Annotated in this window: 15 protein-coding genes; 5 read left to right on the top strand and 10 right to left on the bottom strand. The window is 65.2% G+C overall.

Translation table 11 applies throughout. The features are described from left to right. Positions 1-11 precede the first annotated feature (11 nt). The 10 genes from ACNQS7_RS30430 to ACNQS7_RS30385 all read right to left on the bottom strand — a co-directional run bounded on the left by ACNQS7_RS30430 (position 12) and on the right by ACNQS7_RS30385 (position 12129). The gene (locus tag ACNQS7_RS30430) at positions 12-1502 is read right to left on the bottom strand and encodes an MCE family protein (RefSeq protein ID WP_418015469.1); all 1491 of its coding nucleotides are present in this window, start codon (positions 1500-1502) and stop codon (positions 12-14) included. Beyond that, a complete protein-coding gene (locus ACNQS7_RS30425; RefSeq protein ID WP_418015468.1) occupies positions 1502-2629 on the bottom strand; it encodes an MCE family protein in 1128 nt (375 codons plus the stop codon). Before ACNQS7_RS30425 ends, ACNQS7_RS30430 begins: the two co-directional genes overlap by 1 nt. After that, entirely contained in the window at positions 2626-3924 is a 1299-nt protein-coding gene (locus ACNQS7_RS30420; protein WP_310768221.1) for an MCE family protein, read from the bottom strand. The genes ACNQS7_RS30425 and ACNQS7_RS30420 overlap by 4 nt, the downstream gene beginning before the upstream one ends. Continuing rightward, positions 3921-5084, bottom strand: a complete 1164-nt coding sequence (locus ACNQS7_RS30415) for an MCE family protein (protein ID WP_418015467.1) — start codon at positions 5082-5084, stop codon at positions 3921-3923. Before ACNQS7_RS30415 ends, ACNQS7_RS30420 begins: the two co-directional genes overlap by 4 nt. After that, the gene (locus tag ACNQS7_RS30410; RefSeq protein ID WP_418015466.1) at positions 5081-6121 is read right to left on the bottom strand and encodes an MCE family protein; all 1041 of its coding nucleotides are present in this window, start codon (positions 6119-6121) and stop codon (positions 5081-5083) included. The genes ACNQS7_RS30415 and ACNQS7_RS30410 overlap by 4 nt, the downstream gene beginning before the upstream one ends. Further along, on the bottom strand, positions 6118-7386 hold the full coding sequence (locus tag ACNQS7_RS30405) for an MCE family protein (protein ID WP_418015465.1): 1269 nt from the start codon (positions 7384-7386) through the stop codon (positions 6118-6120). Before ACNQS7_RS30405 ends, ACNQS7_RS30410 begins: the two co-directional genes overlap by 4 nt. 11 nt (positions 7387-7397) lie before the next feature. Further along, complete coding sequence (locus ACNQS7_RS30400) at positions 7398-8318, bottom strand: MlaE family ABC transporter permease (RefSeq protein WP_418015464.1); 921 nt, start codon at positions 8316-8318, stop codon at positions 7398-7400. Beyond that, a complete protein-coding gene (locus tag ACNQS7_RS30395) occupies positions 8315-9055 on the bottom strand; it encodes an MlaE family ABC transporter permease (RefSeq protein WP_055581836.1) in 741 nt (246 codons plus the stop codon). The genes ACNQS7_RS30400 and ACNQS7_RS30395 overlap by 4 nt, the downstream gene beginning before the upstream one ends. Positions 9056-9332: 277 nt before the next feature. Next, positions 9333-11207, bottom strand: a complete 1875-nt coding sequence (locus tag ACNQS7_RS30390; protein WP_418015463.1) for a family 2A encapsulin nanocompartment cargo protein cysteine desulfurase — start codon at positions 11205-11207, stop codon at positions 9333-9335. After that, entirely contained in the window at positions 11194-12129 is a 936-nt protein-coding gene (locus ACNQS7_RS30385; RefSeq protein ID WP_418015462.1) for a family 2A encapsulin nanocompartment shell protein, read from the bottom strand. Before ACNQS7_RS30385 ends, ACNQS7_RS30390 begins: the two co-directional genes overlap by 14 nt. A gap of 356 nt (positions 12130-12485) precedes the next feature. On the opposite strand from ACNQS7_RS30385, the gene ACNQS7_RS30380 reads away from it, so the two are divergent. From ACNQS7_RS30380 to ACNQS7_RS30360, 5 genes are read left to right on the top strand one after another with little or no spacing between them, the layout of a single operon-like run. Continuing rightward, positions 12486-13769, top strand: coding sequence for a thioester domain-containing protein (locus ACNQS7_RS30380; RefSeq protein WP_418015461.1), 1284 nt, complete (start codon positions 12486-12488; stop codon positions 13767-13769). Further along, positions 13766-14698 carry a cysteine synthase A gene (gene cysK / locus ACNQS7_RS30375; RefSeq protein ID WP_418015460.1) on the top strand — a complete coding sequence of 311 codons (933 nt, stop codon included), beginning with the start codon at positions 13766-13768 and terminating at the stop codon, positions 14696-14698. Before ACNQS7_RS30380 ends, cysK begins: the two co-directional genes overlap by 4 nt. Before the next feature lie 2 nt (positions 14699-14700). After that, a complete protein-coding gene (gene cysE / locus ACNQS7_RS30370; RefSeq protein WP_418015459.1) occupies positions 14701-15408 on the top strand; it encodes a serine O-acetyltransferase in 708 nt (235 codons plus the stop codon). A gap of 53 nt (positions 15409-15461) precedes the next feature. Continuing rightward, entirely contained in the window at positions 15462-15881 is a 420-nt protein-coding gene (locus tag ACNQS7_RS30365; RefSeq protein WP_418015458.1) for a thioredoxin family protein, read from the top strand. 22 nt (positions 15882-15903) lie between these two features. Continuing rightward, a complete protein-coding gene (locus ACNQS7_RS30360) occupies positions 15904-16356 on the top strand; it encodes a DUF4395 domain-containing protein (protein ID WP_418015457.1) in 453 nt (150 codons plus the stop codon). Positions 16357-16482: the final 126 nt, after the last annotated feature.

Raw genomic sequence — 16482 nt, 5'->3', positions numbered from 1 at the left:
CGGGACGAGGCTTACGGGGAAGACGGCACCAGCAGTGACTGCCAGTTCTTGGCACGCGGGTGCGCCAGGTCGGCCTCGGTGTAGCGGTGCCCGTCCGGCCCGATGTACTCACCGGAGGACGGGTCGTAGGTGGCCACCGCCACCGGTGGAGGGGGCGGAGGCGTCGGAGGCGCCGGCGCGGTGCCACGCGGTGGTGGGAGCCGCGGATCCTGTCCCGGCGGGTACTGGGGCACACCCTGTCCACTGGTGGTGGCGTTCGGATCGCCCTTCCAGTTGTAACCGTCGTTGAGCGGCACGTACTCCTCGTCGCTCTCACACATCTCGACGGTGGGAGCCCGCTTCCAGGGCTTCGTTTCACACGGAATGTTGCGTGCGCCACGGACATTGAGCTCCGAATCCTGTGGCAGCCGGCAATACAGTTCGGCGGCCGGGCGGTCGGGGGCGTCGACACTGGCCGGTGATCTGCGTTGGGTCGGCGGCAAAAAGCCGGTCGTGCAGGGCGGCGGCAGGTTCATGTTGAGGTTGAAGTCCAGATAGAAGCCGGTGTAGTCCTGCTTAGTGCCGGCGTTCGGTACCAGGGAACCGGCCATGACGGCGATCCCCTGCGGCAGCAGCACCAGAATCTGTTCGATGTCGTGGCGGTAGACGTAGGCGATGTCCCCGAGGCTCACCAGGTTGGCGAACAACACCGGTACCGCGGGCGTGACCCGGTTGAGCATCGCGCGGCCTTCCTCCAGCCCGGCACTGCCCTGCGTCAGCAGGTCGCGCAGCGCGGCATCCTGCGCCTGGAACTGCGCGGTGATGGCCGCAGTCCGCGCTGCCCATGTGGCAATCGCATCGGCCGTCTGGACCTGCGAGTTCAGCACGGGCGGGGTCTGGTCGATCAGCGTGGCCAGCGGATCGATGGTCCGTCCCCCGGCGATGGCCAATGCCGTTGAGCCGTCTACGATTCGGGACAGCTCCGGGCCGAGGCCACCGACGGCGCGGTTCGCCTCGTCGGTCACCGTGCGCAGGTTGTCACGCGGAATGGCTTGCAGCGCACGGTTCGTCATGTCCAGCAGGCGTCCGATGTCGACCGGCACGTCGACCTGGCCGGCGGGTATGACGTCGCCGGCGCGCAACTGCCGGGCGTCTTCTCCTCCCTTGCCGGGTTGGGGCGTCAATTCGATGAACTGCTCCCCGATCGCCGAACGGCTGTGCACGGACGCCTGCACTTCGGCGGGCACCTTGACACCGGATCGCATGGCCAGCACCGCGCGAACCCCGTTGGCGGTGACGTTGACCGACTTGACCTGGCCGACGTCGGTGCCGCGATAGGTCACCACCGAGTTCTCATACAACCCGCCGGATTGGGGCAGGTCGACCGTGACGTTGTACTCGCCGATCCCGAACAGCGTCTCGGGCAGCTTCATGTAGTTGAAAGCCATTGCGCCACAAGAAATGATGGTCACCAAGGTCAACACGGCCAGTTGAATCCAGGTCTTGCGGTTCAGGCGCAGCATCAGTATCCCCCGTCGTGGTAGGGGAAGGTCAGCGGGTTGCCCGCGGTGGCGGGACTGGGCTGCATGCCGATGGTGCGTCCCCACTGCATCTCGAGTTGGGTGAGGTTGCCTTCCCACCGGGAGCCGGTGAAGATTCCGGTGTCGATGCGGCTCAACGTCAGATCGACGATCATCGTGAGGTTGGCGTAGTCACCGCGGAACCAGTTGGTGACCGTCGAAGTCGGCCACGGGTAGGTGGCCAGGCCGTCCAAACCCTTGGTGAGCGCGGGGCCGGCGTCCGCGAGATGGCGCAGCACCGGCGCGATCTGGCGCAGATTGTTGACCAGAGACTCCTTGCTCTGCCGCACGGTATCGGCGGCTATGGCGCTGAACTTGCCGAGCTGATCGATCGCATCCGCAATCTGGCCGCGCTCCCTGGCCAGCACCGCCAGCGCTTTCGGCACGGTGGTCAGTGCCCGGTCCACAGCCGGGTCCTTGGCGGCGAACTGTCCCACCAGTGCGTTGAGGTTTTCGGAGGCGGCGATGATGTCGTCGGTTTGCTTGTTCGTCCCGGCGATGAACTCGTCGAGCTGGTGCAGCAGGCTGCGCATGTCGTTTTCGCGGCCGGCGAAAGCCTTCGCGATCGACTGGGTGATCTCCTGCAGCTGGGCCAGCCCGCCGCCGTTCAGCAGCACCGAGACCGATGCCAGTGTCTGCTCGGTAGTGGGATACATGCTGGCGTGCGACAACGGGATGACCGACCCGTTCCTGAGCTGCCCCAACGGCGGCTCGTCTTTGGGCGGCGCCAGTTCGATGTGCATCGAGCCCAGCAGGCTGGTCTGCCCGATCTTGGCGGTGGCGTTGGCCGGCAGGCGGACGTCGCCGTTGATCCTCATGGTGACCAGCGCATGCCAGTCCTGAACTTCGATTTTGGTGACGTTGCCGATGTTGACGTCGTCGACCCGGACCCGGGTGTTCTCCTGGATGTTCACTACATCGGGCAGTTCCGCCTGGATCGTGTAGGAGCCCGGCCCACCGCCGGAAGTGCCCGGCAGCGTCAGTGAATTCAGGCCGTGCCAGTCGCTCCCACATCCCGGGAGCACCGCGACGCACGCCATGCCCAGCCCGGCAACGATGGCGCGCCTCATGAACCGGCACCCTGCGGAACCATCAGGCCCTGCAGACCCAGGCTCGGGTCGACGACGGTCGGGGCCTGAGCGGGTGCGGGCTGTTCGGCCGGCAGCGGCTCGGGTGGCGTCGGGGCCTGATAATCCGGGCGCAGCCGGTCGTCGCTGTAGGTGATCTCGCTGGGGCGGGCCTGCGGCCCGACGAACGGGTTGAGCCCCGCCGGGACGTAGTTGTAGATGCGGTTCTTGATGATCGGCTCGACGTACTGCAGGCAGAGTTTCGACACCCGGTCCAGGCCCCGCCGAGACGCGGCTTCGATTGAGCTGCAGATCCATTGGGGGATGTCGGCGAAGTTGTTCAGCGCGATGATGCCGGTCATGGCGCCCTGCGCCGGCTGATAGATGTTGGTGAAGTTCTGGAACACCGTGGGAACCACGTGCAGGATCTGCTTGATATCGGCCCGGCTGTCGTTCAGGGCGGTGGTGATCGAACTGAATCGGTCGAAGGTGACGCCGATCGACTCCCGGTTCTCCGCCAGAAAGCCGCGCAGGTCCGCCAGGGCCCCGTCGAGGCCCTGCACCGCATTGGCCACCTCGTTAGGGGTGTTGGACAGCACCGTCGTGACACTGGCCAGGTTGCGGTTGAAGGACGCCAGCAGGTCGCTGCTGGAGTACAGGGCCGACACCAGTAGTTGCAGGTTGCGCACCGTGCTGAAGATGTCGTCGGCGTGATCGCCGAGAGCGGAGATTGCGGCCGAGAGTTTGATGATGGTGTCGCGAGCGGTATCGCCCTCGCCCCGCAGGTTTTCTGCCGTCGAATTGACCAGCTCGCCAATCGAATTCACGCCACCCGGACTGGTGGGCTGCAGTGCCTCCGTCAGCTTCTCCAACTGCTTGCGGAAGTCGTCCCATTCGACGGGTACCGCGGTCCGGTTCAGCGGGATCGACGCTCCGGCAGCCAGTTTGGGTCCGCCCGAGTAGGCCGGGACGAGCTGAATCGCTCGCGAGGTCACCAGCGACGGCGACAGGATCGCGGCACGTGCGTCGGCGGGAATCGCGTACTGCTTGTCGACGGAGAAGACGACCTTGGTGCTGGCCGGCTGCGGTTCGATGCGGTCCACGGTGCCGACGCCGACGCCGAGGATGCGGATCTCGTCGCCGGCGAACAGACCGTTGGCGTTGACGAAGTACGCGGAATAAGTGTTGGTTTCCACTTCTTTCCACAGATTCCGGCCAACCAGAAACGAAGCGGCGACGAGGGTGACGGCCAGGCTGACCGCGGTCACCTTGCGGACGATGCCGCGATTGATGTTCATCGGCCCCCCGTTTCTGCGGGTTCAGGAGGCGGACCCGGCGCGGGACCGGGTGAGGGTGGCTGCGACCACAGCGGCACCGGTGCGGCCTCCGGCGGGACGGGATGGGTTCCCGTCGGCGGGTCGACCGACTCCGACGGCAGGCCCTGGTTGGGGTCCAGATACCGGTCATACATCCGGGAGTCGAGAATGGGTCCGCTGAGCTGACCGGGAACCAGGTTCGCCACGTAGGCCTTGAAGAACGGCCCGGAGCCCAGCACCTCGCCGAAAGACATTGCGTACCTTTTGAATTTGGGCAGAGTCCGCTGCAAGTCTTCCTTGCAGTTGTCGAGTATCTCCAACACGCCGTTGAGCTTGTCGAGTGCAGGTTTGAGCTGAGTGCGGTTGTCGTCGACCAATCCGGATATCTGATGCGACACCGCGGTGATGTTGTTCATCAGGGCGTCGATCGAATCGCGCTCCTGCAGCAGGGCTACCAGTAGGGCATTGGAATTCGACACCAGGGTGGCAATCTGTCGGCTGCGCCGTCCGAGCACTCCGGACACGCTGTTGGCGTTGCTCAACAGGCTGCGCAGCTGGGCGTCGCGATTGTTCAGGGTGTCCGAGAATCGGGCGACGCCCTCGAGCGCGGGCCGCAGATTCGGCGGTGTCTCTTTGAACGTATCGGCCAATGTCGTGAGGGCCGAGGACAATTGCGTGGTATCGAGGCCGCTGATCTGGGTGGTGAGATCGCCCAGCGCATCGGGTAGATCGTAGGGCGAAGTGGTTCGCTGCAGTGGAATGGTTTCCCGCAGCCGGCCTTCGCCACGCGGCGTCAGCTCCAGCATCTTGGAGCCCAGGATCGTCTCCGTCTTGATGGCCGCTTCGGTCCGGTCACCCAGCTCGACGCTCTTGCGCACGGTGAAACCGACCCTGACTTTGGTGCCCTCCAACCGGACATCGGAGACTCTGCCGACGCCCACACCGGAAACCCGGACCTGATTCCCGGGTTTGATGCCGCCGGCCTCGGAGAAGAACGCGGCGTAGTTGTCGTAGCCGTTGACGAACGGCAGTTTGTCGTACTGGAAGGCGACGATGACCGCGCATGTCACCAGCACGGTGCCCATCACTCCCAACAGGACCGAGCTGCGGCCCTTCCCCGGTGTGCGTTTGAAGCGGCTCATTTGGGTGTGCACCGCCCGGAGGGCTGGTTCAGCAGCTTGACGTAGATCGGGTTGCCCCCCTTGCCGTTGAGCTTGAGCAACACTTCGCAGAAGTAGAAGCCGAAGTAGTCGCCGTTGAGTCCCTGCCGGGACAGCACCTGATACACGTCGGGAAGGCTGTGCAGCAGGTTGTCCACGTAGGGGCCGTCAGCGAGGATCTGGCCGGATGTGCGGTCGGTTTCGTGTACCACGTCCTTGATCGGCTGGCGTGCCTGCACGAGCAGGTCGGATATCGATCCGGCGGCGGCGTTGACATACGCCAGTCCCGTCGAGATGTCGTTCTTCCGTTGCGCCAGCCCGTCAACGAACTCGGACAGCTTGTCCAACCCGTCGGCGAACTCGTGATCCCGGGTGGCGAAGGTGTGCAGCACGGTGTTCAGGTTGGTGATCAACTCGCTGATCAGTTGGCTGCGGCCGGCCAGCGTGGACGTCAGCGTCGCCGTCTGCGCCAGGACCGAGGACAGGGTGCCGCCCTGCCCCTGAAAGATACGCAGCAACTGGCCGGACAGCGCGTTGACCTGATCGGGATCCAGCGCGCGGAACAGGGGACGGAACCCCCCGATCAGCACGTCGACGTCCAACGCGGGCGCCGTCCGCGACAGCGGTATCGTCGCGCCGGGCGCCAACCGGTGCGGTGAGCCGGCGCCCTGTTCGAGCGCGAGATACCGGTCACCGATCAGGTTTTCGTACCGGACGACGGCGCGGGAGCCCTCGGTGAGTCGCACGCTCCTGTCGATCGCGAAATCGATGCTGACCGTGCCGTCGCGGTGCAGATTGATATCGCCGACCTTGCCGACCTCCGCTCCGGCGATGCGGACGAAGTTGCCGGATTTCAGCCCGGAGATGTTGGTGAACACCGCGTGGTATCCGGTGCGGTCCTCGAATCGGAGCTGCCCGAACACCGCGATCAGCGTAAAGGTGAACACCAGGCAGACGACGGTGAAGAGCGCGACCCTGGCCCAAATCTTGAAGGTGCTCGGCCTTCCTTCTGGACTCATGGTGGCGGTTGTCCTCCACGGTAGAAGTAACGCGGCGGCTCGGGCGGGTTCTTGGTGGTCGGGAAGTAGTTGGACCACCAGGGATTTCCGACGGCCAGGTTGGTGCGGATCTCGTTGGGCGCGGCGCCCCATCCGGTGTCGGTGACCAGCGCACGCACCGGGTAGTTGGCGCTCGGGTCGGGCAGCGAGCCACAACCGGGCTTGCCGCCGGGACCTCCGGTGGCATTCACCTTCGGCAGGTGTTTGGGGTAACGGTAAGGGTCGTCGCCGAACAGCAGGCCGGCGTCCATGATGAACGAGTAACCGTTGCCGCCCAACGTGTGTCGGCCGCCGTGCTCCACGTACCACTGCGCACCCTGGAAGAGGCAGGTGTAGGTCGGCGAATACATGTCCAGCAGCCTGGTGGTGGGGTCGAGCAGGTTGATCGCCTGCACGATGTTGCCTTCGTTGCGGCCAATGACCCCGATGCCGGTCTGGCTGAAGCCGATCGCCGACATCAGCAGCGCGTCCAGTGACTGCTGGTTCTCGGTGATGGTGACGCTGGTGGTGGACGCCGAGTCCAGGATCGACAGGATGTCTTGCGCTGCAGCCGAATACACTGCAGCGGTCTTACCGAACAGTTTCCAGTCCTTGTGGATGGTCTCCTGCCGGGGATTGACGGCCAACAACAGGTTGTTGGAATCGGTGATGGCCTGGCCGATCCGATCCCCCTTGCCGCGCACCGACTGAGCGAAGGCCGACAGGATCGCGTTCAACTTGGCGGGGTCGATGGCCTGAACCAGTGACTGCAGATTCTCGAAGACCGTGTTGACCTCGACGGTCACGTTGCGGGAGTGCAACACCGCGCCGGGTTTCAGGGCCACCGGACTGGGGTGTTCGGGCACGATCAGGTCGACGTACTTGGACCCGAACGCGGTGGTCGACCTGATCTCGGCCTCGACGTTGCTCGGCAAGAACTTGAACGCGTCCGGTTGCATCTTCAGTTGCAGCTGAGCGGCTTTCACGTCGGTACCGATCGAGGCGACCTGCCCGATCTGCACGCCGCGCAACTTGACCTTGGCGCCCTGCTCCATTACCAGCCCCGCCCGGTCCGAGACCAGTGTGAGCGGGATCGTCTGCTGGAACTTGCCCGAGAACGCGCCGGTGGTGAAGGCGATGAGGCCCGCGACGACGATGAACAGGATCGGCGCGTACCAGATCGGATCGATCCTGGCTGCCCGGACCCGGTTGGGCCGGAACGCGCCGTTGGGGTGTTGGTTGCTCACTCTCGCAGAACCTAACCCGACAGGTTGAAATTACCGTGCTGCCCGTAGACGGACAGCGAAATCATCAGGCAGACAAAGGCAGTGACGATCATCGACGAACGCACCGAGCGACCGACGGCCTCTCCCACCCCGGCCGGACCGCCGGAAGCGGTCAAACCGTAGTAGGTGTGCACGACCATCACACCGGTCGCCATCGTCAGCGCCGACAGGAATGACCACAACAAGTCGTTGGGGTGCAGGAAGGTGCCGAAGTAGTGCTCGTAGACGCCACGCGACTGGCCGTAAACCGAGATCGTCAGGAACTTCGCCGCGATGAACGACATCAGCACGGCGACCGCATACAGCGGAATGACCACCAGCACACCGGCGATGATGCGCGTGGATGCCAGGTAGGTGATGGCCCGGATACCCATCACTTCGAGGGCGTCGATTTCCTCATTGATTCGCATAGCGCCCAGTTGAGCCGTCGCACCCGCACCGATGGTCGCCGCCAGGGCCAGACCCGCCGTGCAGGGCGCGATCATCCGCACATTGAGGAACGCGGACAGGAAACCCGTCATCGCTTCGACGCCGATGTTGGACAACGTGTCGTAGCCCTGAACGGCGACCAGGGCACCGGTAGTCAGCGTGAGGAAACCGATGATGCCGACGGTGCCACCGATCACCGCCAATGCGCCTGTGCCCATGCCCATTTCGGCGATCAGGCGGAGTAGTTCGCCAGGGTAGCGGCGCACCGCTTCGCCGATATTCGCCAGGGCCCGCCCGTAGAACGCAGTCTGCTCTCCCAGTTGTCGGGTGGCGGCGGTCAGGCGGGGCCCCAGCGTAGACAGCCACGACGACTCATCGACGGCGGCTTCCTTGCGTTGCGCCGTTCGCCCCGGCTCAGCGGGCGGCGATATCCCGTGGCGCGCGGCGGGCGCATCCACGCTCATTTCGCGGTCACCTTCACACCCAGCGCGGTGGTCAAGATATTGATGAAGAACAACGCCATGAACGAGAACACCACGGTTTCGTTCACCGCGCTGCCCACACCGGCTGGGCCACCGCCCACCGACAGGCCTTTGTAGCAGGCGATCAGGCCCGCGGAGATTCCGAACAATGTCGCCTTGATCAGCGAGATCACCACCTGCGGCAGCCCCGTCAGCAGGGTCATCCCGGCCACGAACGCACCGGGTGTGACGTGCTGGACGTAGACCACGAAGATGTAGCTGCCGACCAGTCCGGTGACCGCGACCACCGAGTAGAGCAGCACCGCGACGAAGGTGGCGGCGATAAGACGTGGAACCACCAGCGCTTGGATCGGGTTGATCCCGATCACCTTCATGGCGTCGATCTCCTCGCGGATGGTGCGCGCGCCCAGGTCGGCGCACATCGCGGTGGAGCCGGCCCCCGAAACGACCATCGCCGTCACGACCGGACCGACCTGTGTCACCGACGCGAGTCCCGCGCCGGCGCCGGAAAGGTCGCCGGCGCCGATCTCGACGAGCAGGATGTTGAGCACGAACACGATCAGCACCGTGTACGGAATCGACAACATGATGGTCGGGAAAATCGACACCCGGGCGACGAACCAGATCTGCTCGAGAATCTCGCGCCAATTCCAGGAGCGCCGGACGAGGACGACAAAAGTCTCGGCGCAGAACTTGAAGAACTCGCCGAGCGCATTCATAGGCTTGGCGATGGTCGATGCGGTCGTCACGGTCTGCACCCCCCCAGGTCAATCCGCAGTTGCAAAAGGCTCATCTCGGATCCATTACGCCGAGCAGCAGGGAAAATCCCGCTTATCTTGTAATCTCTTGGCCTGCAACAACTTAACAGCATCCGAGGGTGGAGCCACGTCGCGCCGCCTGAATGCAGATAGAATCACGTCGCCAGCTTACGAGCAACCCGAAATGGATCCCAGCTTTGCAATCAGCGGGAAATCAACTGGGGAATGCGCGCGAGATTCAGCCTACGGCCGTACCGCCTTCGGCAATACGGCGCACTGCGCGCAGAAATACATCAATCTCCTCATAGGTGTTGTAGAACGCGAATGAGGGACGCACGGTCGCCTCCAGACCATAGCGGCGCAGGATCGGTTGTGCACAGTGATGTCCGGCACGTACCGCGATGCCTTCGGCGTTCAGGGCCTTGCCCACCTCAAGTGGCTCATGCCCGGCCAGCACGAACGACAACACACTCGCCTTCTCGTCCGCGGTGCCCACCAGGCGCACACCCGGGATGTCGGCCAGCCGCGGCGTCGCATACTCGAGGAGGGCGTGCTCGTAGGCGGAGATGCGTTCGATGCCCACTTTCTCGACGTAGCGCAACGCCTCGCCCAGACCGACCGCGTCAGCGATGTTTCCGGTGCCTGCCTCGAACTTGTTGGGCAAACCCTGGTACAGCGAGCGTTCCAGCGTGACGTCGGCGATCATGTTGCCGCCGCCCTGCCACGGCGGCGTCTCGGCCAGCGCCTCCTCGCTCCCGTACAACACCCCGATCCCGGTCGGGCCGTAGATCTTGTGCCCGGAGAACGCGAAGAAGTCCACCCCGAGCTCAGCGACGTCGATCGGCAGATGCGGAATCGACTGCGCGCCATCGATCAGCACCCGCGCGCCGTACCGGTGGCCCAGCGCCACGATCTTCTCGACCGGCGTCACGGTGCCCAACGCGTTCGAAACCTGAGTCGCGGCAACGAGTTTGGTCTTCGGGCCGAGCAGGTCTTCGAACTCCGACAGCAGCAGGTTGCCGGCGTCATCCACCGGCGCCACCTTGAGGACCGCGCCGGTCTGCTGCGAAACCAGTTGCCAGGGAACGATGTTGGCGTGGTGCTCCAGATGGGTGATGACGATCTCGTCGCCCGGCTTCAGGTGCTTGCCACCCCAGGCATAGGCGACCAGATTGATCGCCTCGGTGGTGCCGCGCACGAAGATGTTCTGCTCGGACTTCGGCGCACCGATGAACCGCCGTACCGTGTCGCGGGCTTCTTCGTAGGCGTCGGTGGCCCGCGCGGCCAGCTCGTGCGCGGCGCGGTGGATGTTGGAGTTCTCGTGAGTGTAGAAGTACGACAGCCGGTCGATGACCGCTTGCGGCTTCTGGGTGGTGGCGGCGTTGTCGAACCAGATCAGCGGCTTGCCGTTGACCGTCTCCTTGAGGATCGGGAAGTCGGCCCGCACCGCATTGACATCGAACACCTCGTGCTCGTCCGGCAGCTGCGGCACCGGCTCGGAGACCGTGAGGAAGTGATAGTTCGCCTCGTCGCCCACCAGCTCGGCGGCGGGCGCGTCAGACCAGCCCAGATCGGCGACCGACGGCGCCTCCCGCGGCCACCCCGGTGCCGAAACCCGCGGCGCGGGCGGGGCGGCGGGCGGCCCGCCGGCCAGCACCCCGGGGACGGTCGGCACGAGGCCCGAGGTCGGCACGGCGAAGACGCTGAGATCACCGGGCAGGAAGGGGTCCGCCACCGACGCGGCGGCTTGTGCCGCCGACGGTACGGCGGTGCTGTCCGGAACGTTCCCGCGGGGCGCAACCGGCACCGTCTCCGGCGGGAGGGGTTCCGGCCCGGGCGACGTCGGCGCCGGGAGATAGATGTTGGAGACGCCGATGAACGGCACGGGGTTCGGCAGCGCATCGGACGTCCCGAAAGCCGTCGCTCCCGCCGACGTGGCAGCTGTGGTATCCGGGACACTCCCGCGGGGAGCGACGGGCACCGACTGCGGCGGACTGTCCGGACCCGGCCGGATGCTGGCCGCGTACAGCTGGCTGGCCAGCGCCGCCAGCTCTGCGGCGCTGACCGGAAGGTCGCTTTCGGCGTCTACCGAGCGGTACTCACTTGTACTCATGGAACTGGTCCACCGCGACGTCGTCGAGCACAGCCAGAGCATCGTCGGTGAGCACGGCCAAGGACGTGTACAGCGTGACCAGGTAGGTCGCGATGGCCGACTTGTTGATACCGGTGAACCGCACCGAAAGTCCCGGGGCCTGCTCACCGACCAGGCCCGGCTGGAACAGACCCACGACGCCCTGGCGCTCCTCACCGGTGCGCACCAGGATGATCTTGGTTTTGCCGTCCTCGACGGGCACCTTGTCCGACGGGATGATCGGGATGCCTCGCCAGGTGATGAACTGCGCGCCGAACAGGCTCACGACCACCGGGGGCACACCGCGGTAAGTAGCTTCGCGGCCGAACGCGGCCACTCCCAACGGGTGGGTCAGAAAGAAGCTCGGCGTCTTCCACACCTTGGTGATCAGAGCGTCCAGGTCATCGGGGGTCGGTGCACCGACCAGCGTCTGAAGGGTCTGCTCCGGGGTCGCCTGCGCCAACAGCCCGTACTCGGGGCTGTTGACCAGCTCGAACTCCTGGCGCTCCTTGATGGTCTCGATCGTCAGCCGCAACTGCTGAGCGATCTGGTCGTGCGGGCTGGAATAGAGGTCGGAGACCCGGGTGTGGATGTCGAGCAGCGTGGAAATGGTCCGCAGCGTGTACTCGCGCGGGCTGGTCTCGTAGTCGACGTACGTCTCGGGCAACGGCTCGTCGACGCTGGCGCCGGCCTCAGCCTTGACGGCGACCTGATCGGGGTTGATCACGCGGTTGACCCGGTAGATGCCGGCTTCCACCGGCACCCAGCTCAGCAGGTGCAACAGCCAGCGCGGCGTGATGGTGGAGAGCTGCGGGACGGTCTTGGTGGCGTTGGCGAGCTGGCGGGCCGCGAGGTCACCCAGCGCTTGAGACTCGTTCTGCGACCCCTGAACTGAAGAAGTCATGGTCGTCCTTTCCGTCTGTGGTCGGACACGCGCCGAGTGCAAGGCCTTCAAACAGAGAAGCCATCATGCCGCACCGGTTGCGCGAATGCGCGCCGAGCCTACGTAGGCGCGTGCACACCCGCCAAGGGTTAAAAACGCGACTGAGCCGAACCACGGCATTTCGCGCATGCTTTATAGTGGACCCCATGCAACAGGCCGTCCAGCTGCGTTTTGTCCGCACGCGCTGTTCCGCCATGAACTGTTGTTGTTGTTGTTCCTGTTGATTCCTGACGAAATCTGACCGTCCAGAAATCACCGCGCTCCGCCGTAATTCGGTGATGTCGCGCGCTATCTGCCCTCAGGAAGAGCAACCATCCATGACTGTTTTGTCCATACCCACCCGTACTCCGGCGCCGGTGGCGATCCGTAAGCGTGTGCGGGTGCGTCCGGCGGCCGAGCCGCCACGCATGACCCGGTACCGCGGCGGCACCTATTCCCACACGGTCGACAAGATCGTTTTCACCGACGGCAGCACCGCCCGCACCGATCTGATCAGGCTCAATCCCAACCTGCAGGCGTACTCTCTGGACTTTGCCGGCATCGCGCCGCACCACCCGTCGCCCTATCAGCTCGGTACCTGGTCGGCGCTCCCGCATCTACGCACCCGCGGCTGCGAGGCCGAGGTCGAATGGATATTGCGGCACTCCTTCCCGATGCGCTCCACTGTCGAGCTCAGCCGGCGGTTACGCGAGGCCGGTTACCCGCTCGGCGCGTCCAACATCAGCGAACACGAAGCCATCGCCGGTACCCAGGCCGCGATCTGGCACTTCACCAACGGCCTGGCCCTGGACACCCGACCCCTGCACGCACCCATCGCGGTACACCGCGGTCGCGGGGTGCTCACCTTCGAGTTTCAGGGGCAACCGCAGCTCGGCGGCTTTTCGTTGTGGTCCTCGTCAGAGGTCCCGTTCAGCGTCCGACTGCAGAAATCGGCAGACGGCGTGGCCTGGCAGGACGTGTCCGGTTCGCAGCTGGCCGTGGACGCCGGCAGGGGCCGCTACCAGCGGACCCTGGGTGTAGGCAGCACCTTGTCCAGTAGCAGCCACGGACGCGGTAGCAGCGGCTACCGGTACTACCGATTCGTCAGCTCTGAAGCCGCCGGCGCACCCGCGATCGACCATGTCGACTTCTGGCTCACCGGCACCGGGCACTACCGCAACAGCGACCGCACCGTGCACCTTTATAACTACCTGTTGGCCGGCGCGTACACGGCTTTGCGGGTGACCCGGGAACCGCTGATCGACACCGCCGCAGTGGTTGACCACGACCTCGTCGGTCCTTTCCGGGTCAGCGTCCCGCTGACGGTCAGCGCCACTGGCGAGCACGCGCTCGTCGACGCCGACGAAGCGTCGATCTCCGGGAAGATCGAACCAGGGACCGACTTCTACCTACGTTTCACTCCGGGTAGCCCGGGAATAAGACTGACGGCAACCACGTCCGATCTACTCAGTGGACGAGTCGTGACCGGGGTTGCGCTAGCCGGGCCATCCCACCGCCTGACGCCGGTTGCCCTCACCACCCCCACACGCGTGACAATTGAGTTCGACATCACCTGGGATGCCGACCAGCCCTGCCCCGACGTCGTTGGAGAATGTGGATGACCATCGCGGAGAACATCACACAACTGATCGGCAACACCCCGCTGGTCCGATTGCGAAAAGTCACCGACGGGGCGGTGGCCGATGTGGTCGCCAAGCTCGAGTCGTTCAATCCCGGTGGCAGTGTGAAGGACCGCATCGGCGTGGCGATGATCGACGCCGCCGAGCAAGCGGGCCTGATCAAGCCCGACACCATCATTGTCGAGCCCACCAGCGGAAACACCGGCATCGCGCTGGCCATGGTGGCCGCCGCGCGCGGTTACAAGTGCGTGCTGACCATGCCGGAGACGATGAGCACCGAGCGACGGATCCTGCTGCGTGCCTACGGTGCCGAGCTGGTGCTGACGCCCGGCTCCGAGGGGATGGCCGGGGCCATCGCAAAGGCCGAGGAGCTCGCCAAGAGCGACCAGCGCTACTTCATGCCGCAGCAGTTCGAGAACCCGGCGAACCCGGCCGTCCACGCCCTCACCACGGCGGAGGAGATCTGGAAGGACACCGACGGCAAGATCGACATCTTCGTGTCGGGCGTCGGAACCGGCGGAACCATCACCGGCGTCGCGCAGACCATCAAGGAGCGCAAGCCCTCGGTGCAGTTCGTCGCCGTGGAGCCGGCCGCGTCGCCGGTGTTGTCCGGCGGCCAGAAGGGGCCGCACCCGATTCAGGGCATCGGCGCCGGGTTCGTTCCGCCGGTGTTGGATATGGGGCTGGTCGACGAGGTCGTGACCGTCGAGAACGAGGACGCCCTGAACCTGGCCCGGCGGCTGGCCGCCGAGGAGGGACTACTGGTCGGCATCTCCTCGGGAGCGGCCGTGGCGGCCGCCCTGGAGGTGGCCCGGCGGCCCGAGCACGCGGGCAAGCTCGTCGTCGTCGTCCTGCCCTCATCCGGCGAGCGCTATCTCAGTACCGTCCTGTTCTCCGATCTGAGCGACTAACCATGCTGGACGCGATACGGCGCGACATTCGAGTGGCCAGGGAGCGAGATCCGGCCGAGCCCACGGCACTTGAGGTGATCTTCGCCTACCCCGGTGTGCACGCGGTATGGGCCCATCGGATCAATCATTGGCTGTGGCAGCGCGGCAGGCGGCTACTGGCGCGGACGTTGGCGGAGTTCACCCGGATCCTCACCGGCGTCGAGATCCACCCCGGGGCCACGCTGGGCCCGGGACTGTTCATCGACCACGCGACCGGCGTGGTGATCGGGGAAACCGCGGAAATCGGCGAGGATGTCACCATCTTCCACGGCGTCACTCTCGGAGGAACCGGCCGTGATAGGGGCAAACGTCACCCGACGATTGGTGATCGAGTCACTTTGGGTGCCGGGGCCAAGATCCTGGGCGCGATCAAGATCGGCGATGACAGTCGAATCGGCGCGAACTCTGTCGTGGTCAAGGAGGTGCCGGCCAGCGCGGTGGTGGTCGGCGTTCCGGGGCAGATCGTCAGCCGCCCCGGGCCGGCCAGCGAGGACGAATCAAAGCTGCCGGACCTGGTGGGTGTCAGCCTGAAATCGTTACTCACCAGGGTGGCCCGGCTGGAGGGCAGCAAGTCCGGTGCGCCGAACGGCCAGCAGCCGGGCGCACCGACCGACCGTGTCATCCGTCCGCCGGAGGCGGGCGTCTGGTACGGCGAGGACTTCTCCATCTAGGGCCGTCGGGTTCATCTAGGGAATATCAGGTTGAAAAAAGTGTTGGTGCGCTCGTGAGTTCTGTAGTCATCGCTGGATTGGCAATCGCTGCGGCCCTGGTTGCGGCCTGCCTGATCGGATGCGTGGTGAACCAGCGCTCGGGTGTGCTGCGAGAGGCCAAAGACGGTGCCGAGCAGGACCATTCCGACCTTGGTCTGTCGGAGACGGGTCCGACGATCCTGCATTTCAGTGCCGACTGGTGCGGGCCATGCGCCGCGGTACGACGTGTGGTCGATCAGGTGTGCGCCGAACTTCCCGACGTGGCGCACGTCGAACTGGACATCGACGCGAACCCGGCCGCCGCCAAACGCCTGTCGGTGCTGTCGCTGCCCACCACCTTCATCTTCGACGCGCAAGGACAGCAGCGCTACCGCACCGCCGGCGTCCCCAAAGCCGTCGACCTGCAGACGGCCCTGCAACCACTGAGGGTATGAGTTTCAGCGAAAGGAGCAGTTGATGTCGTCCGATATCAGCCAAGTAGACGTCCGTGGTCCGCGTTTTGCGGCGTGGATCACCACCTCGGTGCTGGTGGTGACTCTTTTGGTGTCGGTAATCAGCTACCCCGCCGCCGCGGTGATTCTCACCGCGCAGGCCGTTGTCTTCGCGATCAGCGCCGTCCGCGGCCCGCGCAACAGCCCGTACGGGTTGTTGTTCGCCAGGCTGGTGGCGCCGCGACTGAGTCCGGTCAGCGAACGCGAGCCGGTGGCGCCGCTGAAGTTCGCCCAGCTCGTCGGGCTGATCTTCGCGGTCATCGGGGTGTTCGGTTTCGCGGCCGGTCTGCAGCTGGTCGGCGTGGTGGCGACGGCCTTCGCCCTGTTCGCAGCGTTCCTCAACGCCGCGTTCGGCATCTGCCTGGGCTGCCAGATGTACCCGTTGGTCGCCCGATTTCGGCGTGCCCCCGCCGCGTAACAACGCGAATCCCTCGCTCGCGGAACCACTTTGGCAAGGGGTAAAACCTGTGGTGCGCCGAAAGTGGTCAATCGTGCTGACCCCGATCCGGATGGCCTATTGTGGGGTGATGCCGGGGGGGAATTT

The sequence above is a fragment of the Mycobacterium sp. 23 genome, from assembly GCF_048287075.1.
Taxonomy (GTDB): domain Bacteria; phylum Actinomycetota; class Actinomycetes; order Mycobacteriales; family Mycobacteriaceae; genus Mycobacterium; species Mycobacterium gordonae_B.
Note: the sequence above shows the minus strand (reverse complement) of the source record. Positions and strands in the feature narration are given on the sequence as shown.